The following is a 22604-nucleotide window of genomic DNA, read 5'->3' as shown; positions in this document are numbered from 1 at the left end:
GTGGCCTGTGCTTCGACTTCGCTCAGCACGAACGGTGGTCGTCAGGGGCTTTACGCCCCGACATTCCCCGTCCGCTCCAGCTTGCCCCAGCCGACGATCCACCCGCCGATCGCCGAGCTGATCGCGCGGAGCACGACCCAGTACATGATCTGGCGATAGACCAGCCGCTGCGCGACCAGCAGATGCGCGGGGTAGCGCACCCGGTTGCCGTCCAGCCGATAGGCCAGCCATCCGCACAGCACGTCGATCGCGGTGAACGCCGTCCAATAGGCCGCCATCTGGAACACGTCGGTGCTGGTCTGCGCCCAGCCATGCTGCGCCACCCGCACCGCCGTGCCGACGATCGACAGGATCAGCGCCAGGTCGATCAGCGGCGAGATCGCGGCGAAGATGATCTGGAACAGCCAGGCCTGGGGCAGACCCACCCGCGCGAGCCCGGCGGGCCGGCCGGTGCGGATCACGCGGCGATGCTTCCACAGGCATTGCAGCGTGCCGAACGCCCAGCGATAGCGCTGCTTGGCCAGCGCCTTGAAGCTCTCGGGCGCCTCGGTCCAGGCGACGGCGCGCGGATCATAGGTGACGCGCCAGCCCGCCCGCTGGATCGCGATGGTCAGGTCCTGATCCTCGGCCAGCGTATTCTCGGGATAGCCGCCCACCGCATCGAGCGCGGCACGCCGCCACGCCCCCACCGCGCCGGGCACCACCGTCATCGCATCGAACCCGGCCAGCGCGCGGCGTTCCAGATTCTGCGCGGTGATATATTCGACCGCCTGCCAGCGGGTGACGAGGTTCACCCGGTTGCCGACCCGCGCATCGCCCGCCACCGCGCCCAGCTTCGGGTCGGCGAACCAGCGGGCGAGCTTGGCGATGGTGTCCGGCTCGAACTGGGTATCAGCGTCGAGCGCGATCACCACCTCGCCCGCCGCGTCCTGAAGCGCACGGTTGAGCGCCGCCGCCTTGCCGCCATTGGGCAGGGTCAGCAGCCGGACGCGCGGCTCATCGGCGAACGCCGCGCCCACCACCGCGCTGGTCCCGTCCTTCGACCCGTCATCGACCACGATCACCTGCAATCCGGGATAGTCGCTGGCCAGCACGCGGGTCACCGACTGGGCGATCACCCGCTCCTCGTTGAAGGCCGGGATGATGACCGAGACGCTGGGGGTGTATTCCGGCGGCACCGGCTTGGACTTGCGCCCCTGGAACCAGGCGAGCCCCGCCATCACCACCGCGCGTGCGATGCCCAGCGCGATCGCCAGATAGAACAGCCAGGCGAGCGATGCGGACAGGAAGGCCAGCACCACGAAGATCGCGACGTCGGTGCGCACCGCCAGCAGGTCCTTGCCATCGACCACCGGCATCGCCTGGTCGCGGCTGACCCCGACCAGCTGCGAGGCGGCCACGAAGCGATAGCCCTGTGCGCGCAGCGTATCGATGATGCGCGGCAATGCCTCGACCGTCTGCTCGCGGTCGCCGCCGCCATCGTGCAGCAGGATGACATTGGCCGAATTGTCGGCCGTCGCGCCGTGCACCTGGTCGATCGTCTGCTGGACGATCTGGTCGGTGCCCGGACGCTGCCAGTCATTGGGGTCGACGTGCAGCCCGACGACCGTATAGCCCAGATTCTGCGCGACCAGCGCCGGGTCGATCTCGTCGGCCGTCGTCGGCTCGGCGTCGCCGAAATAGGGTGCGCGGAACAGCGTGGTCGAGCGGCCGGTATAGGCCTGGATCAGCCGCTTGGTCGCATTCAGCTCCAGCTTGATCGTGCGCGCGCCCGTCGTCGCCATGTTGGGATGGGTATAGCTGTGATTGCCCAGCTCGCTGCCGCCTGCGACGATGCGGCGGAGCAGCTGGGGATGCTGCAACGCATTCTCGCCGATGACGAAGAAGGTGGCGGGAACATGCTCGCGCTCCAGCACGTCCAGGATCTTGGGCGTCCATTCGGCATCGGGGCCGTCATCGAAGGTCAGCGCGACCGTCTTGGGCAGCGCACCGGCGCGCTGGACGACATAGGGGGTCGGATAGGTGCGATAGACCTCGTTGCGGATCACCCCATCCTTGTCATAGCGCAGGTCGCGCTGCCCCTCGGTCGGCTGCGCGGTGATGCGCAGGATCTCGCCCGTCCCCTCGACATCGACGTTCAGCGGCGAGGCGACCGCGCCCAGCCGCGGGATGACCCCGCGCGCGGTGCTGCGGAACGCGGCGAAATCCGCCCACAGACCGGGATCTTCCGACCCCAGCTGCCAGAAGGCGATGTCGTCGATGCCGAGACGCTTCAGCGCCTGGAGCTGGTTCCAGCTGGTCGCGGCGTCGAGCATCCAGACGGTGTGATGCTCGCCATTCTCGTCATAGGCGAAACCGGCATTGCCGCTGGCCGGGTCGAAGCTGACCTTCGCCTGGCTGTCATGTGCTATCAGCCAGGCTTCCTCGATCGACTTGGATTCCGCCGGGCCCTTGGCGGGCCAGTCATAGGCATAGCTGCCGAGCGCAACGATCAGCTTGTCGCGGCCGACCTCGCGCAGCGCCTTTTCGGAGGATTGCAGGAACCAGGGCTGCGCGGCGATCGGGCCGGGGGTGCCGGTCTGCCAATGCTGGTCATAGGCCATCAGGATGATGCGGTCGACGACGCGCGCCAGCCGCTGCAACTGCCACGCCTCGTCCTCGGCGGGGACGGTGACGGCCAGCACCGCGCCCTTGGGCAGATGCGCCTTGATCCGCTGGAGCAGCCGGGGATAGCCCGCCATGGCGCTGGCGGGCAGGTTCTCGAAGTCGATGACCAGGCCCGACTGGCGATTGGCCGTCACCGACTGGCCGAGCCGGGTCGCCAGCTTTTCGGACGCCGCCGGGCTGGCGATGATCCGCGCGATCGTCGTGCCGTCCCATTCGTCGGCGGTCAGGTTCTGGACCATCGGCAACAGCCGGGGCGGCCGGGCGGCGCGGGACAACAGGGTGGCAAGCTTGGGATCGTTGCTGATCGTCAGTTCGCCCTTGGCGCCCGCGACGTTCATCAGGCTGGGCACCAGCCAGTCGATCTGCCCCATATGCGCATGGAGCGACGCCAGCGCCGAGTCATTGCCGGGCGTGTAGAAGGCGATGGTCAGCGGGCTATGCCCCTGCGCCACCGACCGGCGCGGCAACCATGCGCCGCGCCGCCCCTTCAGCTGCGCGGTCGGCTCCAGCGTCATCGCCTGGCGCCGCGCGAAGGGCAGTGGCAGCACGCCCGAATTGGGCACCGCGACCAGCGTGGTGGCAAAGGCGATCGCGGCGACGATCACCGACAGGATCAGGACGGCCACCGCACGCCGCGCCCACGCGCCCCGACGGCCCGTCGGGTCAAAGAAGATCGGCTTGGTCACTGCGTCGGTCCCCGGTTCGTTACCATATGATGCGGGTGCCCCTATGCCGCCCGCATGTTTCCATCCCCCCGCCGATGGCAGACGTCGCGCATAGAGCGGGTGATCGCGATATTACAGATTTTTCATGTGACGGCCGCGCCCCGACACATCGATGCATGGCAAGTAGCTGCCCGACCCTTTAGGAAAGGTTATGTCCGTTCTACTTTCACGTCTTGGCCGCCATCGCGGGCGTATCCTTGCCGGGGTTGCGGCATTGCTCGTCGGCGGCATCGCCATCCTGCTCTATTCAGGCAATTATTTTGCACGTGACCCGGTCACGCGCTTTCCGGCGCAAGGGCGGGCACAGCCGATCCTGGTCCTGTCCCTCTCGGGCGACATGGGGCTGCGCTATGGCATGGGGGGCGTGGTGGCGCGCGGCCTGAGCGCAGCGGGGATCGAGGTCATCGGCATCAACTCACCGGTGCTGTTCCGGATTCACCGGACGCGCGAACAGGTCGATGCGATCATCGCCGACGCGGTCCGCCGCGCCGTGGCGGAGGCGGGCGACCGGCGACTGGTGCTGGTGGGGCAATCCTATGGCGCGGATATGCTCCAGACCGGGCTGGCGCACCTGCCCCCCGATCTGCGCGCGCGGGTGGCGGCGATCGTGCTGGTGGTGCCGGGGCAGACCGCCTTCTTCCGCTCCGACCCGACCGGGATCGCCTATATGGGCAAGCCAGACAGCTATGCCATCACCACCGCCCGCACGATCGACTGGGCCCCGCTCACCTGCATCTACGGGCTGAAGGAAAAGGACAGCCTGTGCCCCTTGCTGAAGGGCGGTCCGGCCAGGGTGATCGGCCTGCCCGGCGACCATTATCTGGACCATGATGACGCAAAGCTGGTCGCCACCGTGCTGGCGGCGGTACACGGCGGCCCCTCCCCCGCCGCCCGGCGGTAACGACGGAGGAGGGGCGCGCCGCCGCTCAGACCGGCAGCGGCTCGATCGGCACGGCGGCGCCGGTCCGCGTCCGCCAGATCGCCGCACAGCCCGGCGCATAGGGCTTGGCCATGACGGTCGACACGGTCATGTAGCGCGCCGTCGCGCTGTCGCGGGTCAGCGTCAGATGCAGCCAGCCCTTGTCCTTCTGGTCGCAGAAGCGGACGACCTTCGGATTGGCCGCCGCGATCTCGCGACCGATGCCGGGCATCATGTCGCCCCAGGACGGGCTGGTGATCGAGGTGCCCGCGAATTCGGCCGCGACCAGCGTGCCGTTCGCATCGTACAGGTCGTTCGCCCAGGCCGCATGGCTGTCGCCCGACAGGACGACCGGCCGACTGCCCGCGCGGCGAAAGGCGGCATAGAGCCGCTCGCGCGCCGCCGGATACCCGTCCCAGCTGTCGAAGTTGAGCGGCAGGCCCGCGCGATACCCGGCCTGCGCCTTGGCCAGATTGCGATGCTCGGTTTCGGACAGGCGTTCGGTCAGCCTGGCATAGCCCGCCGGGCCCATCTGCTTCTCCAGATCGGGGCCGTCGATCCGCGCCATCACCACCTGGTTGCCGATCACCTGCCACGGCGTGCCCGCCCTGACCGAGCGGGTCAGCGTCCGTTCGATCCAGGCCAGCTGGCTCGCACCCAGCAGCTCGCGGTCGGGCCGGGCCCGCTCGGCCATCATGGCAGCATATTCGTCCGGCTCGGGCGCGGCACCCTTGGCATGGACCTGCTTCGACCGGGCGAGCAGCCGCGTCTCGACCATCACCAGCGTCGCCAGATCGCCGAAGTCGAAGCTGCGGTTGATCGCCTCCCAGGGCTTGCCGGGCCGGGGATCGCGGATCGGCATCCATTCGAAATAAGCCTGCATCGCCGCCGCCTTGCGCTTGCCCCAGTCGCCTTCGGTCGCGGGCTGGTGGTTCTCCGCGCCGCCGATCCAGTCGTCATTCGCGACCTCGTGATCGTCCCACACGCAGATGAAGGCGGCGCGGGCATGCGCGGCCTGCATGTCGGGGTCGCGCTTCACCTGGGCATGACGCTGGCGGTAATCGGCGAGCGTCACGATCTCGTGCGCGGGTTCGGGCAGGCGGTTGAGTTTGAGCCCGCGATCCGTGCCATAGCCGTCCGCGCCATATTCATAGATATAGTCGCCCAGGTGCAGCACCGCGTCGAGCCGCTCGGTCTTCGCGATCGCGTCATAGGCGTTGAAGAAACCGCCGGGATAAAGCTGGCACGACACCACCGCCAGCACGACATCCTCGACGGCCCCGCGCGGCAGGGTGCGGAAACGCCCCTCGGGCGAGCGCAGGCCCGCCGCCTCGAACCAGTAGCGATAGTCGCGGCCGGGCTGGAGGCCGGTCACCTCGACCTTGGCGGTGTGGTCGCGCGCGGCGCGGGCCGAGACGCGGCCCGTGCGCAGGCCCACCGCATCATGGCCGCCGATCGGCGCGACATGCCAGGTCAGCGCCACGTCCCGCGCCGCATCGCCCTCCGCCGGGGTGGCGCGGGTCCACAGGATCGCGCCGTCGGGGGCCGGATCGCCGCTCGCGACGCCGTGGTCGAAACGCACCGCGCCGGTCGCGGCCTGCGCCATTCCGGCAGGCATGGCCAGCGCGGCCCCGCTTCCCATCAGCGCCATCGCGCGGCGTCGGTTCATGATCGTCATCGTGTCAGTCCTTTCGGACGGCACGGCTAATCCCCGCCCACGACAGGGGGATGGCGTGCGGATGACGGTTTGGCGACACATGTGGAACGCCGTCACGGATTTGAAACAAGCCGGACACCGACTGGTAATCCCTGCTAACTACGAAGCCCGAAACAAAGTCCTTCGGGGGGAAAAATGCATTCGACCACAGGCCGCCTGACGGTGGCCACAATCCTGCTCGGCCTGTCGCAGACGGCCCTCATCGCACCGGCGGGGGCGCAGGCGATGATCCAGCCGCAAGGCGATCCACGCGATGCGGGCGACAAGGCCGACGTCATCGTCACCGCGCAGAAGCGCGAGCAGCGGATCGCGGACGTGCCGCTGACCGTCACCGCCGTCACCGGCGCGCGCATGGCCGATCTGGGCGTCAATTCGCTGTCCGAGGTCGCGCAATATATCCCCGGCCTCCAGATCCAGGAGCAGAGCGCGAACAGCCCCGGCTTCGTGATCCGGGGCATCACGTCGGACTCCGGCTCGGCTCAGCAGGGCGCGCGCGTCACCGTCTATTACAACGGCATCGACACCAGCCGGAAGCAGGGCGCCTATCAGGACCTGTACGATATCGAACGGATCGAGGTCGCCAAGGGACCGCAGGCGACGCTGTTCGGCACCGCCGCCGCGGTCGGCGCGATCAGCATCATCTCGGCGCGCCCCCATGCGGGGACCGAAAGCGGGATCGTCGCCTCCTATGGCAATTTCGACCGAACCCAGGTGTCGGGCTTCCTGAATGCGGGCAACGACGTGCTCGCGGGGCGCATCGCCTTCGCCTATAAATATCGCGACGGCTATGTCCGTAACATCGCCGGGGACCCGAAAATCCCCAACCAGAATCAGGGCCGCGTCGACCAGGACAACCTGAACGGACAGGATCAGCGCGGCCTGCGCGGATCGCTGCGCTGGACGCCCAACAGCTCGCTGACCGCCGACCTGATCCTGACCTATGACGGACAGCGCAATCCCGGCACCGCGTTCAAGAGCCGGGTCTTCGCCCCCACCGGCGGACAAACGGGGGATTATGGCTATGCCGAGCTGTCGGGTTCGCCCTTCTCCGCGGAAGTGCTGGGCGCGCGCAAGCTGGGGCTGACGCGCAACGTCTATGACGCCAACCTGACCGTCGCGGTCGATGTCGCGCCGGGCATCACCTTCACCACGGTCAACGGCTATCGCCGGTTCGACGCGCTCGAAATCTTCGACGCGGATGGCGGCCCCGCCTGGTATCTGGAGTTCGGCGAGGATGCACGCGGCGACCAGTGGAGCCATGAGGGCCGCTTCGCCTTCGAGGGAGCCAAGGCGCGCGCCTCGTTCGGCTGGAACGCCTTCTTCGAAAACGGGCAGCAGCGGGTGCCCTTCTCGACCGAGGAAGGCACCTATCTGGCCTGTTCGGTCGCGCGCGACTTCGCCCCCATCCGCCAGATGCTGAACGCCGCCGGACTGCCGACCGGCACCGCCTGCGTCGCGGCCAACGGCACCATCCCGGCGACGCGCGCCACCGCGATCCTGTCGCGCGGGGCCGCGACCGTGCTGCCCTATAGCGCCAGCTTCGCCAATGACGGGCGCAACAACAGCTATTCGGTGTTCGGCGACGCCAGCTGGATGCCCACCCCGGCGCTGGAGCTGACCGCGGGTGCGCGCGTGCTGATCGAGGATCGGCGTTCGGCCTATAGCTCGGTCATGCCCGACAGCCGGTTGCTGGCGGGCGCGGGCATCTTCACCAGCCTGCTCGGCGCGGCCAACACCAAGGGACAGGTCTTCACCGCGCAGCGCAGCTATGCCGCGATCCTGCCGCGCTTCAACGCGCTCTATCGGCTGGGCGGCGGGGTGAACCTCTATGCGACGATCAGCAAGGGTCGCCGCTCGCCGGTGGTCCAGCTCGATGCGCAGCGCGTCGTGCCGCTCAGCGTCGCCAATTCGGGCGCGGTGCCCCGGTTGCAGATCGTGCCCGAGGAAAGCGTCTGGAATTACGAGGGCGGCATCAAGGGCCGGGTCGGCCCCTTCTCCGGCGCCGCCTCGGTCTTCTACCAGCGTTACAAGGGCTTTCAGGTCTCCGTCTTCGAAAACGGGCTGACCGTCACGCGCAGCGCGGGCTCGGCGAACAATATCGGGGTCGAGCTGGAGGGCCATCTGGCGGTCCATCGCTGGCTGAACCTGTTCGCGACCTTCGCCTATATCGATGGCGGCATAGCCGACGATCCGGCCAATGGCGTGTTCGCGGGCAACCGCTTCCGGCTCCAGCCCGATATGACCGCCTCGGGCGGGGCGAGCCTGCGCATTCCCGTCGGCGCGTCGGCGACCTTCTATGCGACGCCCAGCGCGACCTATCGCTCCAAGGTGTTCTTCGAGCTGCCCAACAGCGCGGCGATTTCGCAGGGGGGCTATACGCTGGTCAATCTGCGCGCCGGGCTGGAATTCGGCGACCGGGGCCGGTTCCATGTCGGGGGCTTCGCGCGCAACCTGACCGACAAGCGCTATCTGATCGATGCCGGGAATACCGGCGGCATGTTCGACGCGCCCACCTATATCGCGGGCGAGCCGCGCTTTTATGGCCTGGAGGCGGGCGCGCGCTTCTGACGGCGAACAGACGCGTCCGTTTCCGGTGACTTAACCGCTTTCTAACCCTGTCCGCCTAGAGCGGCGTCCATGAACGGGCGGGTTGGAAAGCGGATGTCATGCGGCGCTGGCTGATGTTGATCGCGACATTGGCGATCGCCACCTCGTGCACGCCGGTGCGCCGGGCCCGTCCGCATCTGACGCTGGACGTGCCGCCGCCGACCACGCGGACGCTGCTGCGCCAGCTCGCGCTCGACGTGCCCGAGATCGACCTGCCCGAGACGCTGGCGCCGGGCACGCCGATCGAGATGGCCGCCGCTCCCGCCTTCAACGGCATCGCCCGCACCGCGCGAGACGCGGCGCGTGCCGCCGAATGCCTGACCGCCGCCATCTATTATGAGGCGCGCTCCGAGCCGGTCGACGGCCAGCGCGCGGTGGCACAGGTGGTGCTGAACCGCGTGCGCGACCGCGCCTTTCCCAAGAGCATTTGCGGCGTCGTCTATCAGGGTTCGGATCGCTCGACCGGGTGCCAGTTCAGCTTCACCTGCGACGGATCGATGAACCAGCCGCGCGACCCCAACGCCTGGGCCCGCGCGGCGGCGGTGGCGCAGGGTGCACTGGCGGGGCTCGTCTATGCGCCGGTCGGCGCGGCGACCTTCTACCACGCCAATTACGTCCTGCCCTGGTGGGCCTCCAGCCTGAACCGGATCGGCGAGGTGGGCAGCCATATCTTCTATCGCTGGCGCGGCGCGCTGGAACGCGACCTGTCCTTCCGACAGGGCTATGCCGGGGTCGAGCCCGCCATCCCGGTCCGCGCCGCCGCCCCGGCCATGGCCGACAGCATCGCCGCCGTCGCGCCCGAGGCGGTCAACGGCGTGACCATCCACCGGGGCGATCCCTCGCGCCTCGTCGCCGATGATGGCCCCGAGATGGCGCCCGCGCTCAAGGTGCCGGTGACGACCGCCGGGGTCCGCATCCATCGCAACGGCTTCGCGCATGACGGCCCCGATGTTTCGCAAGGGGCCATTGTCGGCGAGGAAAGCGATCCGGGCTGAAGTTCTTTCAGCTGATCGTATCGATCCAGCGGGGCAGGTCGCCCAGCCGGTCGAGTTGCCGGAAGCGCGGATGATCCTGCGGCACCTCCCCCGCTTCATGGCTCCAGGCCAGCGGCTGGGGGATATAGGCCGCCCAGGCCCCGGCCTTCAGCGCGGGCAGGATGTCCGAGCGCATCGAATCCCCCGCCATCACTGCCGCCTCCGGAGCGACGCCGTGGCGATCGAAGATGCGCGCGAAGGTGTCGGGCGTCTTGTCGCTGACGATCGCGACATCGGCAAAATGCGCCCCCAGCCCGGAGGCCGCCAGCTTGGCTTCCTGATGCAGCAGGTCGCCCTTGGTCACCAGCACCAGCCGCCCCCGCTCGGCCAGCGCCGCCATCGTCTCGGCGATGCCGTCGAGCAGTTCGACCGGATGCGCGAGCAACCGCCGCCCCGCCTCCAGCAGCCGTGCGACCAGCTCGGTCGGCAGGGTCGGCCCGGCCAGCTCCACCGCCGTCTCGATCATCGACAGGGTGAAGCCCTTCGCGCCATAGCCATAGAGCCGCAGATTGCGCCCCTCGCACGCCTCCAGCGTCGCGCGCGCCACCCGCGCCTCGGCAAAGGGGGCAAGCAGGCCGACCAGCGCCTCCTCGGTCTCGGCGAAATGCCGCATATTGTGCCAGAGCGTGTCGTCCGCATCCAGGCAGATGAGTTCGATCGCCATGCCCATATCTCCCGTTACGCGCCGCTTTCCATCACGATTTCGGGGATGATGCGCAAGCCCGGTCGGGGGCACGACCGGGTGCCGTCGCGGCGGATCACGACGCGTGGGGATCGTATCGTCGCGCGCCCGCGCCCATCGCCGCCTGGATGCCCGTGACCAGCGCATCCACCGTGAAGGGCTTGGTGAGCAGTTGCATCCCCGGCGCCAGGTGCCCGCTGTTCAGCACCGCGCTCTCCGCATAGCCGGTGATGAACATGATATTCAGATCGCGGCGGAGTTCCCGTCCCGCCTCGGCCATCTGACGCCCGTTCATGCCGCCAGGCAGCCCGACATCGGTGACGAGCAAGTCGATCCGCCGATCCGAGCGCAGCAGGGCGAGCCCGGCGGCGCTGTCGCCCGCCTCGATCACCCGATAGCCCATGTCGCGCAGCACATCGGCGATCATCAGCCGCACGGTCGCCTCGTCGTCGACGATCAGCACCGTCTCGCCCGCGCCGCTTGCGCTTTCGCGCGCGGCGGCGGGGCCGGACTGCTCCGTCTCGACCAGCCCGTCATGGCGCGGCAGATAGAGGTGGACGGTCGTCCCCTCGCCCGGCGTCGACTGGATGCGGACCTGGCCGCCCGACTGTTGGGCGAAACCATAGATCATGCTCAGCCCCAGACCGGTCCCCTGCCCCAGCGGCTTGGTGGTGAAGAAGGGGTCGAACGCCTTTTCGATGACGTCGGGGGTCATGCCGGTCCCGGTATCGGTGACGCACAGCACCAGATAGTCGCCCTCGGGTATATCGCCAAAGCGTGCATTGTCATCGGCGAGGTGCCGGTTGACCATCTCGATCGTGATCCGCCCGCCCTCGGGCATGGCGTCACGCGCGTTGATACATAGGTTCAGCAGCGCATTTTCGAGCTGCGGCGCATCGACCAGCACGGTCCACAGATCGTCCGCGCCGCGCGTCTCCAGCGTGATGGCCGGGCCGACCGTGCGCTGGATCAGGTCGGTCATGCCGCCGACCAGCGCGGCGATATCGGTCGCGCGCGGGGCGAGCGTCTGGCGCCGCGAAAAGGCGAGCAGCCGGTGGGTCAGCGCCGCCGCCCGTCGCGCCGCACCCTGCGCCGCGTCCATGTAACGGTCGACATCGGCGATGCGCCCCTGCGACAGCCGCAACGCCATCAGTTCGAGCGAGCCCGAGATACCGGCGAGCAGATTGTTGAAATCATGCGCCAGCCCGCCGGTCAGCTGTCCCACCGCCTCCATCTTCTGCGACTGGCGCAGCGCCTCCTCGGCGCGCATCAGCTCGGCGGTGCGGTCGGCCACGCGCTGTTCGAGCTGGTCGGTCAGCGCGCGCAGTTCGGCGATCGCGCAGTCGCGTTCCGCCTCCAGCGCCCGGCGACTGCCGACATCGATCAGCACGCCGGGGAAGTGCAGCGGCGTGCCGTCGGGCGCATGATCGACCCGCCCATTCGCCTCCAGCCAGTGATAATGGCCGTCGCGCCGCCGCACGCGATATTGATGCGCATAGGCGCCGCCCCGCGCGATCGCCTCGTCGATCGCCTCGGCCAGCCCCGCGCGGTCGTCCGGGTGGACCGTCTCCACCACCTGCGCCAGGCTCAGCCCGTCATGGCCAAGCGCGGGGTCCAGCCCGAAGGTGCGCGCGAACGGCTCGTCCACGGTGAAACGGTCGGTCGGCAGGTCCCAGAACCAGGTGCCGATGATCGCCCCGGCCTCCAGCGCCAGCTGCACCCGCTCGGCATTCTGTCGGGCGCGGGCCTCGCTCTCGCGCAGCTGGTGCTCGACGCGGATCCGCTGGGTGATGTCGAAGCTGACCCCCGGAAAGCGGACGCAGCGCCCCGTCGCGTCGGGAATGCAGCGGCCTTGCGCCGACACCCAATGGACCGTGCCATCGGCCTCGACTAGCCGATATTCGGAGACGAAGCGCCCCTCCCGTCCGATGCCGGTTTCCGCCATCGCGGCGCCGACCTCGGCCTGGACGCGCTCCCGATCGTCGGGGTGGATGCCCTGGAAGAACTCGGCGATCGGCATGCCCCGCTCGGCCGCCGCCGGATCGACCCCGTACATCGCCGCGAAGCGCGCATCGGAGCGGACCGAGTCGTTGCACACGTCCCAGTCCCACAGGCCGACATGCGCGCCCGAACTCAGCGCCAGGTCCAGCCGCTCGTCCGCCTCGCGCTGCCGCCGTTCGGCCAGCACCCGCGCAGTCGTCTCGCCCGTAACGCAGACCATGCCCGCAATCCCGCCGTCATCGTCGAAGACCGGCGAATAGGAAAAGGTCCAGTAGCTTTCCTCGGGCCGCCCCTCGCGCGCCAGGTCGAGCCGCATGTCGGTGACCTGCGCGACCCCGCCCGACAGCGCCTTGTCGACCAGCGGCGAGATGTCGTCCCAGATGCTGCCCCACAGGATGCGGAACGGCATGCCCATCGCCGTCGCCGCGCGATAGCCCAGGATCGGACGATAGGCGTCGTTGTAGAAGGAGATCAGGTCCGGCCCCCAGACCAGATACATCGGCACCGGACAGGCGAGCATCGTCGCCAGCTGGCATCGCAGCGCGACCGGCCATGTGTCCGGCGCGCCGAGCGACGTCGCGCCCCAGTGGAAGGCGGTGATCTCCTCCACCACCTGGCCCGACAGGCCGCGTAGGAATTCCAAAGATGATTGCGCCATCATGCCATTGTCTAACGATGCGTCGCCGGGTGCCATAATACGGTATAGAAGCAACAGTCTTCAGAAATCGTTAGCCTTTTCCCCATGACCCGTCGTCAGGGGCCCCGGTCGCGCGTCAAAGTCGATCTGTCCGGGTGACAGGCCGGACCGGGGCGGTTAGGCCGGTGGGGTGACGGCGATCCGAAGCCTGCTCGCGCAACGCCATGGGGCCGTGCTGCTGTGCGCGGCGGCGTTGCTGCTCAGGCTGATCGTGCCGACCGGCTATATGATCGGCGATGTCGGGGGCCATATGGCGATCACCCTGTGTTCGGGCAGCGCCGCTCCGCCCGCCCAGGCCGCCCCGCCGATGACGCATGGCCACGGCCACGGCCTGTCCGCCGCGACCGCCCCCGCCCATGGTTCGCACGACCATCACGGGCGCGAGCATGGGGCCGACCTGCCCTGCGCCTTTTCGGGACTGTCCACGGCCGGGCTGGCGGCGGTCGATCCGGTCCTGCTGGCCGCGTCCATCGCCTTCGTCATGGCGACGGGGCTGTTCGCGCCAGCCATATCGCGCCCGGCCGCGCCGCTCCATCTCCGCCCGCCGCTTCGGGGACCCCCCGCACAAAGCTGACCGCGTTTCGTCGGGTGTCGCACGCGCGATGCCCCTTTCCGATCCTCGTCCCGTTATCGGTCATGCCGATACGGGCCGGTCGAAAGCGCCTTCATGCTGATATCGTCCCCGCAGCCGGACCGGTTCCCGTCCGGCGCCCCCTCCGCCCACCCCGCGTCGCACGCCGCCTTTCACCGCACCATCTGGCGATGGCATTTCTGGGCGGGATTGCTGGTCGCGCCCGTCCTGCTGATGCTCAGCGCGACGGGCGCCATCTATCTGTTCAACGGTGCGTTGAACGACGCGCTCTACCCCGGGCTGCGGTTCGTCGCGCCGCATCGCGGCGACGTCCCGATGTCGCGGATGATCGCGGCGGCGCTGGCGGCGCATCCCGGCTCCGCCTCGCGGGTCGACATGCCCGACACCGCCGATCGCGCCGCGGTCGTGTTCGTGACGCCCGACCATGGCGAGCCACTGCGCGTCGCGGTCGATCCCGGCACCGGGCGCGTGCTGGGCAGCGTGGTCTATGACCGCACCCTGGTCGGCTGGGCCGACGCCATGCACCGGTCGATGCTGATGGGCGTGGCGGGCGAGCGGCTGGTCGAGCTGGCGGTCAGCTGGGCGCTGGTCCTGCTGGTGACGGGAATGATCCTGTGGTGGCCGCGCGGGGGCTGGCGCGCGGCGGGCACGCTCTATCCGCGCCTGTCGGGGCGCGGACGGCGTTTCTGGCGCGAGCTCCATGCGCCCCTGGGCCTGTGGAGCGTGGCGCTGATCGGCTTCCTGATCGTCACCGGCCTGCCCTGGGCGGGGATCAGCGGCCCGCTGCTCCACCGGGTCAGCGCGGCGGCGGGGATCGGCTATCCGCCCTCCTTCCGCCAGTACAACATCCCCCGGAGCATCCCGATGAAGGCGGCGCTGGGCGAGGCACCCTGGACCCTGGAGGATGCCCCGATGCCGCAGTCGGGCATGGCCGCCATGTCGGGCGACCATGCCGATCACAGCCCCGCCACCCCCGGCACGACGCGCGATCCGGCGGTGATCCGGGGGACCGACCAGGTGACGGCGATCCTGGCGGCGCATGGCTGGTCGGGCAGCTATCGCCTGTTCCTGCCCAAGGGGCCGCGCGGCGTCTATACCGTCTTCACCTATCCCGGCCGGCCGGAGGGGCAGAAGACGCTATACGTCGACCGATACACGTTCCGCCCGATCGGGCCGGAGGTCCGCTATGCCCAATATGGCATTGTCGGCCGTGCGGTGGAGTCCGGGGTGCAGTTGCACATGGGCCAGTATTTCGGGCTGGCGAACCAGTTACTCATGCTGATCCCATGCCTCGCCATCTGGGGGTTGACGATCAGCGGGGTCGCGATGTGGTGGAAGCGGCGTCCGGCGGGACGGCTGGGCGCGCCGCCGCGACTGTCGGGGGCGCGGGTTCGCGGGCTGGTCGTCGCTTTGGTCGTCGCGGGCGTCGTCCTGCCGCTGTTCGGCCTGTCGTTGCTGGTCGTCGCATTGCTGGACCGCATCGCGGTGGCGATGCGGCGGGGAATGGCGCGGGCGTAAATTCGCGGGTCCGCTGAACGGCGGGGGCGCCTGCTCGTTGTCGCTCCGATCGCATGAGTTTCGGAGAGACGATGATGAACGCCACCCGCTCCACCGGATTGTCGCCGCTGATCGCGGGCGGCGCGGCCGCCGCCGTGCTGGGGCTGAGCGCGCTGGTCGGGCGGCGCAACGCCCCCGACCGGTCGCATCCAGGCATCCGCCGCTGGTATGCCCGGCTCGACAAGCCCGGCTTCACCCCGCCCGACAAGCTGTTCGGCGCGGTCTGGCCGGTGCTGGAGACGCTGGCGGGCGTGGGCGGCTATCGCCTGCTGCGCGCGCCCGCCTCGCCACGTCGCAATGCGGCGGTGGCGCTGTGGCTGGGCAACAGCGCGATGATCGGCGGCTGGACCGAGCTGTTCTTCCGGGCCCGCCGCCCCGGTCCCAGCGCGGTCGCGGCAGGGGCGATGACCCTGGGCACCGCCACGCTGGCCGCCACCGCGTGGAAGATCGACCGCCCAGCCGCCGCCAGCGTGCTGCCGCTGGCCGCCTGGCTGGGCTTCGCCACCGTGCTGGCGAGCGAGGTCGCGCGTCGCAACGCGCCGGAAAAATGACGCTTAGATGAAGATCGCATGAACCGTTTCGCGACCGAAGCGTTCGGGCGGGATGCGGGGGACTAGCATCATCGGAACGATTGCGGCGGCCAGCCTGCTGGCCGGGTGCAACGCGCATCAGTCGACCCTGGCCCCGTTCGGCGCGGATGCGGTCGATATTCGCCATCTTTTCATCATCATGCTGGTCGGCGCGGTGGTGATCGCGGCGGCGGTCGCGCTGTTGATGCGCCATGCCGTCCGCGCGCCCGAGGGGGCGATCAGCCATCGGGGCGGGATGCGGATCGTGCTGTGGCTGGGCGGGATCATCCCGACGATCGTCCTGCTGGGGCTACTCGCCTATTCGCTTCCCTATATGCGGCCGCGCCCGGTCGCGCCCGCCGACCTGCAGATCGCGGTCGATGGCGAGCAATTCTGGTGGCGCGTCACCTATCGCCCCGCCGCCGGGACCCCGGTCGAGAGCGCCAACGAGATCCGCATTCCCACCGGCCGCACCGTCGCCTTCCGCCTGGGCGCGGGCGATGTGGTGCATAGCTTCTGGATTCCGGGGCTGGCGGGCAAGATGGACATGATCCCCGGCCGCACCAACACGCTGGTCGTCCGCGCGGACAAGCCGGGGCGCTATCGCGGGCAGTGCGCCGAATTCTGCGGCCTGTCCCATGCGCTGATGGCGTTCGACGTCATCGCCATGCCCCCCGCCGCGTTCGACGCCTGGCTGGCCGGGCAGCGCCGCCCGGCGGTGGCAAGCGATGGCGAGGGTGCGCGGCTGTTCGCCGCCAATGGCTGTGGCGGCTGTCACACGATCGCGGGCGTGACCGCGCGGACGCGGATCGGCCCCGACCTCACCCATTTCGGATCGCGCCGGACGCTGGCGGCGGGCATCCTGCCGATGACCCCCGCCAATGTCGCCGGCTTCATCCGCCACCCCGAAAAGACCAAGCCGGGCGTCCGTATGCCGTCCTTCCCGCAACTGTCGCAGGATCAGGCCATGGCCCTCACCCGCTATCTGCAAGGCCTGAAATGAGTCTCCACGCCCAGGACGATCCCGCCCTCCGCGCCGCGCAGGAGGAGAGGCTTCGCGCGGTATGGAAGCCGCCGAGCGGCCTGTTCCTGCGCTGGACCGACACCAACAACAACCGGGTCGGCGTCTGGTACACGCTGACCGCGTTCGGCTTCATGCTGTTCGCCGGGGTGCTGGCGCTGATCATGCGCACCCAGCTGGCGGTGCCCGACAACGACCTTGTCTCGGCGAACACCTTCAACCAGCTGTTCACGCTGCACGGCTCGGTGATGATGTTCCTGTTCGCCGTGCCGATGTTCGAGGCGGTGTCGATCATCCTGCTGCCCCAGCTGCTCGGCGCGCGCGACCTGCCCTTTCCGCGCCTGTCGGCCTTTGGCTATTGGAGCTTCCTGATCGGCGGCGTCTTCGTTTCCGGCTCCATCTTCTTCAACGCCGCGCCCGATGGCGGCTGGTTCATGTATCCGCCGCTGACCACCCGCACCGACCTGTCGGGGCTGGGCGCGGACATCTGGATGCTGGGCCTGTCCTTCATCGAGGTGTCGTCGGTCGCCGCCGCGGTCGAACTGATCGTCGGCGTGCTGAAATGCCGCCCGCCGGGGATGCGGCTGAACCTGATGCCGCTTTACGCTTGGTACATCCTGGTCGTGGCGGTGATGATCCTGTTCGCCTTCCCCCCGCTGATCGCGGGCGACCTGTTGTTCGAGATGGAGCGGCTGCTCGACTGGCCCTTCTTCGACGCCGCGCGCGGGGGCGATCCGCTGCTGTGGCAGCATCTGTTTTGGATCTTCGGCCATCCGGAAGTCTATATCGTCTTCCTGCCGTCCATCGCGCTGTTCGCGATGATGATCCCGACCTTCGCGCAGCGGCATCTGCTCGGCTATCCATGGATCGTGCTGGCGGCGGTCGGCACCGCCTTCCTGTCGTTCGGCCTGTGGGTCCACCACATGTTCGCGACCGGCCTGCCCAAGATCAGCCTGGCCTTCTTCTCCGCCGCGTCCGAGGCGGTGGCCATCCCGACCGGCGTGCAGATCTTCGCCTTCATCGCCACGCTCTGGGCGGGCAAGGTCAAATGGTCGACGCCGCTCCTCTATGCGAGCGGCAGCCTTGCCATCTTCGTCATCGGCGGGCTGACCGGGGTGATGGTCGCAGTCGCGCCGTTCGACTGGCAGGCGCATGACACCTATTTCGTCGTCGCGCACCTGCATTATGTGCTGATCGGCGGCACGCTGCTGCCGCTGTTCGGCGGGCTTTATTATTACTGGCCGCTGATCACCGGCAAGAAACTGTCCGACCGGCTGGGGCGCACCGCCTTCTGGATCATGTTCGTCGGGGTCAACCTGACCTTCTTCCCGATGCACCTGTCGGGGCTGGAGGGGATGCCGCGCCGGGTCTTCACCTATCCGGCCGAGCTCAATATCGGCTGGCTCAACCTCGCCTCGACGGCGGGCTCCTATCTGTTCGCGACGGGCGTTCTCGTGCTGGTCATTGACCTGGCTCTTTCGCCGACCCGCGCCAAGGCACCGCGCAATCCGTGGAATGCGGGCACGCTGGAATGGCTGGCGCATCCGGATGACGAGGATTGGGGCATCCGATCGGTCCCGCTGATCGAGAGCCGCTATCCGATCTGGGACCAGAAGGATTTCGTCGCCAAGGTCGATGAGGGCCGCTTCTTCCTGCCCGATGCCGAGGAAGGCCGCCGCGAGACGATCATCACCTCGGTCCTCGATGCCAAGCCCGTATCGGTGATCCGGCTGGGCACGCCCAGCGTCAAGCCGATGGCGACCGCCGTGGCGCTCGGCGCGGTGTTCATCCTGACCACCTATCACCTGTATGTGCTCGCCGCGCTGTTTGGGGTGGTGACGCTGGCGGCGATCGTCTGGTGGCTGTGGGATACCGCCGAGATTCCCGAAAAGCCCGAAAAGCCGATCGGTCACGGCATGCGCATGCCGCTCTATATCTCGGGGCCCGCCGCGCCGGGATGGTGGGCGATGTTCATCACGATGATGGCGGATGCGACCGCCTTTTCGGGCCTCGTTTTCGGCTATTATTTCTACTGGACGATCCACCCCGATTTCGGCGCCGGGTTCGATGGGCCGGGGGTCGGCGGGCCGATGCTGGCGCTGGGACTGTCGCTGGGCAGTTGGGCAGCGACGCTGGCGGCGCGAGAGGTCCATGCGCGGGGCGGCGTCGCGGCGGCGCGCCTGATGCTGCTGGTCGGCGCGGGCGCGGCGGGGGCCAGCCTGTTCGCCGGGCTCGCCAGCCTGAGCGGGCTCGACCCCGAGGCCAATGTCTATCCGGCGATCGTCTGGGTGCTGGTCGTCTGGACCGTCGTCCACGCCGCCGTCATGGTCGTCATGCAGCTCTATACGCTGGCGCGCAGCCTGGCGGGCCGGATGACGCCCACCCATGACGCCGACATCCGCAACATCACCGTCTATGCGCATTTCTTCGCGCTGACCGCGATCGTCACCTATCTGACGGTCGGGCTATTTCCGGAGACGGGGCTGTGAGGCGCTGGCTGAAGCGCGCGCATCGGCTGCGCGTCACGCTATGGACGCTGATCGTGCCGCCAACCGTCTGGGCGGTGCATTTCCTGCTCTCCTATCTCTGGGCGGCCGTCTCCTGCGCCAAGATCGGCGAATGGGCGCTGTTCCCCACCGTCTTCGCCATCGCCACGGCGGTCGCACTGGTGATCATCGTCGCCTCGGGGCTGATCGCGTGGCAGCAGTCGCGCACACCGGGCGATCCCCCGCCGCACAATGAGGGGACCGACATCGACCGGCTGCGCTTCCTGGCCTATTCGACGCTGCTATTGGCCGGGTTGAGCTTCATCGCGGTCGTCTTCACCGCGTTGCCGGTCCTCATGCTGGGGGATTGCCGGTGAGGCGCGGCATGCTGATCGCGGGCCTCGCGCTGCTGCCGCTGGGCTGGATGCTCAGCCCGCTGGGCATGACCGGGCATATGGCCGCGCACATGATCGCGGTGGCGATCGCCGCGCCGCTCGTCGCGCTGGGGCTTCAGGGCCATGCGCTCGACCCCGCCGAGCGCTGGCCGCGTCTCGCCAGCCCGATGGTCGCCGCGCTGGTCGAGGCGGTGGTGGTCTGGGGCTGGCATGTGCCTGCACTCCGGCGGCTGGCGGATCACCAGCCGGTCTGGCTGGCGGTCGAGCAGGCGAGTTTCCTGATCGCGGGCCTCTGGCTCTGGTCCGCCGTTCTGGCGCCGCGTCACCGCGCGAGCGGGGTGGCCGCGCTGCTCGTCACCTCGATGCACATGACCTTGCTCGGCGTGCTGATCGGCCTCGCCCCGCGCCCGCTCTACAGCCATCACGGCGCGGGCGCGCTGGAGGATCAGCAGCTGGCGGGCGTCATCATGCTGCTGGTCGGCGGCATCGCCTATCTGTGCGGGGGTCTCGCGATGCTCGGTCGCTTGCTTCAGGTCCGGCAGGAGGCGCACGCATGACGATCCGCATCACCTGGAAACGCGTCGTCGCGACGCTGATCGGCCTGTTCGCGCTGGGCATGGCCTTTGCCTGGTCGGGAGTCATGAACCTGGCCGCGTCGAGCGGGCACTGGGCGATCACCGACTGGTTCCTGCACTGGGCGATGCGCAACTCGGTGCGCACCCATGCGGCCTTCTCCTCGCCCAAGGACCCCGCCGACGCCAGCGGGCTGGTCAGCGCCGCTGGGCATTTCGCCAATGCCTGCGCGGTCTGCCACGGGGCCCCCGGCCAGAAGCCCGCCCCCGTGATGCAGGCGGCCACCCCGCCCGCCCCCGATCTGGCGGTCAATGCCCGCGAATGGACCGACAGGCAGCTCTTCTGGATCCTGCAGCACGGCGTCAAATATACCGGCATGCCCGCCTGGGCGGTGCAGGATCGGCCGGACGAGGTGCGGCGGATGGTTGCCTTTGTCCGCCGCCTGCCCGACATGACCCCGGCCCAGTATCGCGCGCTGGTCGCCGAGGCGTCGCTGGCAGTCGATCCGGACAATTGCACCGGCTGCCACGGCACCGACGGTCGCGGGCGCGGGAGCCGCGACATTCCGATCCTGGGCGGACAGAACCCCGCCTATCTCCTCGCCGCGCTTCAGGGCTATGCGAACGGCACTCGGTCGAGCGCGGTGATGCAGCAGGTCGCGATGCGGATGGACCCCGCCGCGATGCAGGCCGCCGCGCGCCGTTTCGCCGCCATGCCGGGGCTTGGCGGTCGTCCTTCCGGCGATGCGGCTGCGGCGCGGATCGTGACGCAGGGCCTGCCCGAGCGGCAATTGCCCGCCTGTGCCAGCTGCCACGCGCCCGGCAAGCCCTATCCGGTGATCGCCGGACAACGCGCGAGCTATATCGCCGCGCGGCTCCGCCACTGGCAGGGCGACAAGAATGTCGTCGATGCGCGCAAGAGTCATGCGACCATGCCCGTTATCGCGCGACGCATCCCCAAGGAGATGATCGACCCGCTGGCCGGCTATCTGGCGGGCGAAGGCGAGCCCCGCTGACGGGGACGGCTCAGCCCATCGCCGCCCAGGACGGTTCCTCGGGGACCGTGCCCGGCGGCAGGCACCGGAAGCCGGGCCGCGCGAACAGATAGCCCTGCATATAGCGGACGCCCAGGCGGCGCAGCGTGTCATATTCGCCGAGCGTCTCGACCCCCTCGGCCATGACGGCCATGCCCATCTTGTCGGCGATGCGGATGACCCCTTCCACGATCATGCGGCGCGGCATCGCCTCGTCGATCCCGCGGATCAGCGCCATGTCGAGCTTGATATAATCGGTCCTGACCTGCCCCAGCAGCGTCAGCCCGGCCTGCCCCGCGCCGAAATCGTCGATCGCGGTGCCGAAGCCCATATGCGAATAGGTATCGAGGATCGTCTTCAACGCCGCACCGTCGCCCGGATCGGCGCGCTCCGAAAACTCGAAGATCAACCGCTCGGGGGGCAGGTTCAGCCGCCGCGCGGTCTCCAGCGTGGGCTCCAGACAGGCGATCGGGCAATAGACCGTGGCCGGCAGGAAGTTGATCGCCAGCCGCGCATCGCCGTCGAGCAGCCCGGCGGCCACCGCCCCCTCGATCGCGGTCACCCGGCATTGCTGGTCGAAGGCATAGAGCGTGTCCGGCGTCACCCTGGCCAGGATGCTCGCCGCGCTTTCCCCCTTGCTGCCCCGCACCAGTGCCTCATAGGCCATGGGTCGGCCGGTCGAGACGTCCATGATCGGCTGAAACGCCATGGCCATGGGAAAGACGGCATATTCGGTGTGAGAGCGGCGATACCCCGGCTGCATGGCAATCTCCTTCGCCGGAAAGCATAGGGCAAAGCCACTAAATCGCCGTTAATTGTCGGAGCCTTGCCGACATAGCCATGCGAGCGGCTGGAATATTCATAATGTTTGGGGGTAATCATCGACCGTCGTCGGCATCATCTTACGATGCGGTGATATTTTCTGTTCTCTGGTGAGGATGACAGGGGGGATTGCCGCCCTCGGATGACAGCCCCGGTGTGGGGCGTCTTCGCAAGTGTCCGGTTCGTGGCGACGCCCCACCCCAACCCCTCCCCTGAAGGGGAGGGGCTGGCATGGGCGCGCGGCAATGTCGTCATGATCGAGGCGCGATGTCGAAGCCGTTGCCGACAGGATCGCGCGCGGCGTTTCCGCCAATGCAAAATGGCCGCCCGATCATCTTCCGACGGGGAAGAGACGGGCGGCCATTGCCATTTGCATGGTGGGCGCGACAGGGATTGAACCTGTGACCCCACCCGTGTGAAGGGTGTGCTCTACCGCTGAGCTACGCGCCCGGTAACCGGGAGAGGCGCCTTTAGGCGGCGGCGAACCGCCTGTCCAGCCCCAAAATC

Annotated in this window: 16 protein-coding genes and 1 tRNA gene; 11 read left to right on the top strand and 6 right to left on the bottom strand. The window is 68.8% G+C overall.

Features of this window, described 5'->3' with window-relative positions; all coding sequences use genetic code 11:
• Positions 1-50: 50 nt before the first annotated feature.
• On the bottom strand, positions 51-3353 hold the full coding sequence (locus QE360_RS11130; protein ID WP_309701555.1) for a glycosyltransferase: 3303 nt from the start codon (positions 3351-3353) through the stop codon (positions 51-53).
• A 190-nt stretch (positions 3354-3543) separates the two neighbouring features.
• Between QE360_RS11130 and QE360_RS11125 the strand changes: the two genes are divergently transcribed.
• Complete coding sequence (locus QE360_RS11125; RefSeq protein ID WP_309701554.1) at positions 3544-4293, top strand: AcvB/VirJ family lysyl-phosphatidylglycerol hydrolase; 750 nt, start codon at positions 3544-3546, stop codon at positions 4291-4293.
• Positions 4294-4318: 25 nt separating this feature from the next.
• Here QE360_RS11125 and QE360_RS11120 read toward each other — a convergent pair whose 3' ends face one another.
• Positions 4319-5989, bottom strand: coding sequence for an alkaline phosphatase D family protein (locus QE360_RS11120; protein ID WP_309701551.1), 1671 nt, complete (start codon positions 5987-5989; stop codon positions 4319-4321).
• A 174-nt stretch (positions 5990-6163) separates the two neighbouring features.
• Here QE360_RS11120 and QE360_RS11115 point away from each other — a divergent pair, with 174 nt between their 5' ends.
• Together QE360_RS11115 and QE360_RS11110 are read left to right on the top strand one after the other, a co-directional pair.
• The gene (locus QE360_RS11115) at positions 6164-8596 is read left to right on the top strand and encodes a TonB-dependent receptor (protein WP_309701549.1); all 2433 of its coding nucleotides are present in this window, start codon (positions 6164-6166) and stop codon (positions 8594-8596) included.
• 98 nt (positions 8597-8694) lie between these two features.
• Positions 8695-9630 (top strand): cell wall hydrolase, encoded by a 936-nt coding sequence (locus QE360_RS11110; protein ID WP_309701547.1) that lies wholly within the window; start codon positions 8695-8697, stop codon positions 9628-9630.
• A gap of 7 nt (positions 9631-9637) precedes the next feature.
• Here the strand turns inward: QE360_RS11110 and QE360_RS11105 are convergent, their stop codons facing one another.
• A complete protein-coding gene (locus QE360_RS11105) occupies positions 9638-10333 on the bottom strand; it encodes an HAD family hydrolase (RefSeq protein WP_309701544.1) in 696 nt (231 codons plus the stop codon).
• Between the two features lie 94 nt (positions 10334-10427).
• Complete coding sequence (locus QE360_RS11100; RefSeq protein WP_309701542.1) at positions 10428-12995, bottom strand: PAS domain-containing protein; 2568 nt, start codon at positions 12993-12995, stop codon at positions 10428-10430.
• Positions 12996-13179: 184 nt separating this feature from the next.
• Between QE360_RS11100 and QE360_RS11095 the strand changes: the two genes are divergently transcribed.
• The 8 genes from QE360_RS11095 (at position 13180) to QE360_RS11060 (ending at position 21257) form a co-directional block, all read left to right on the top strand.
• On the top strand, positions 13180-13623 hold the full coding sequence (locus QE360_RS11095) for a hypothetical protein (protein ID WP_309701539.1): 444 nt from the start codon (positions 13180-13182) through the stop codon (positions 13621-13623).
• Positions 13624-13716: 93 nt separating this feature from the next.
• Positions 13717-15159, top strand: a complete 1443-nt coding sequence (locus QE360_RS11090; RefSeq protein WP_309701538.1) for a PepSY domain-containing protein — start codon at positions 13717-13719, stop codon at positions 15157-15159.
• A gap of 71 nt (positions 15160-15230) precedes the next feature.
• Entirely contained in the window at positions 15231-15749 is a 519-nt protein-coding gene (locus QE360_RS11085) for a TspO/MBR family protein (RefSeq protein ID WP_309701536.1), read from the top strand.
• A 52-nt stretch (positions 15750-15801) separates the two neighbouring features.
• Positions 15802-16770, top strand: a complete 969-nt coding sequence (gene coxB / locus QE360_RS11080; RefSeq protein WP_309701535.1) for a cytochrome c oxidase subunit II — start codon at positions 15802-15804, stop codon at positions 16768-16770.
• Positions 16767-19277 carry a cytochrome c oxidase subunit I gene (ctaD, locus tag QE360_RS11075; RefSeq protein ID WP_309701533.1) on the top strand — a complete coding sequence of 837 codons (2511 nt, stop codon included), beginning with the start codon at positions 16767-16769 and terminating at the stop codon, positions 19275-19277. The genes coxB and ctaD overlap by 4 nt, the downstream gene beginning before the upstream one ends.
• Positions 19274-19651 (top strand): hypothetical protein, encoded by a 378-nt coding sequence (locus QE360_RS11070; protein ID WP_307100101.1) that lies wholly within the window; start codon positions 19274-19276, stop codon positions 19649-19651. Before ctaD ends, QE360_RS11070 begins: the two co-directional genes overlap by 4 nt.
• On the top strand, positions 19648-20226 hold the full coding sequence (locus QE360_RS11065) for a cytochrome c oxidase assembly protein (RefSeq protein WP_309701531.1): 579 nt from the start codon (positions 19648-19650) through the stop codon (positions 20224-20226). The genes QE360_RS11070 and QE360_RS11065 overlap by 4 nt, the downstream gene beginning before the upstream one ends.
• A complete protein-coding gene (locus tag QE360_RS11060) occupies positions 20223-21257 on the top strand; it encodes a c-type cytochrome (RefSeq protein ID WP_309701529.1) in 1035 nt (344 codons plus the stop codon). The genes QE360_RS11065 and QE360_RS11060 overlap by 4 nt, the downstream gene beginning before the upstream one ends.
• Before the next feature lie 10 nt (positions 21258-21267).
• Here QE360_RS11060 and QE360_RS11055 read toward each other — a convergent pair whose 3' ends face one another.
• On the bottom strand, positions 21268-22038 hold the full coding sequence (locus tag QE360_RS11055) for an EAL domain-containing protein (protein ID WP_309701528.1): 771 nt from the start codon (positions 22036-22038) through the stop codon (positions 21268-21270).
• Between the two features lie 434 nt (positions 22039-22472).
• Positions 22473-22547 (bottom strand) — tRNA-Val (locus tag QE360_RS11050).
• Positions 22548-22604 lie beyond the last annotated feature (57 nt).

The organism is Sphingomonas sp. SORGH_AS_0789 (assembly GCF_031453055.1).
Classification (GTDB): domain Bacteria; phylum Pseudomonadota; class Alphaproteobacteria; order Sphingomonadales; family Sphingomonadaceae; genus Sphingomonas.
This window is presented reverse-complemented; position numbering and strand designations above follow the sequence as displayed.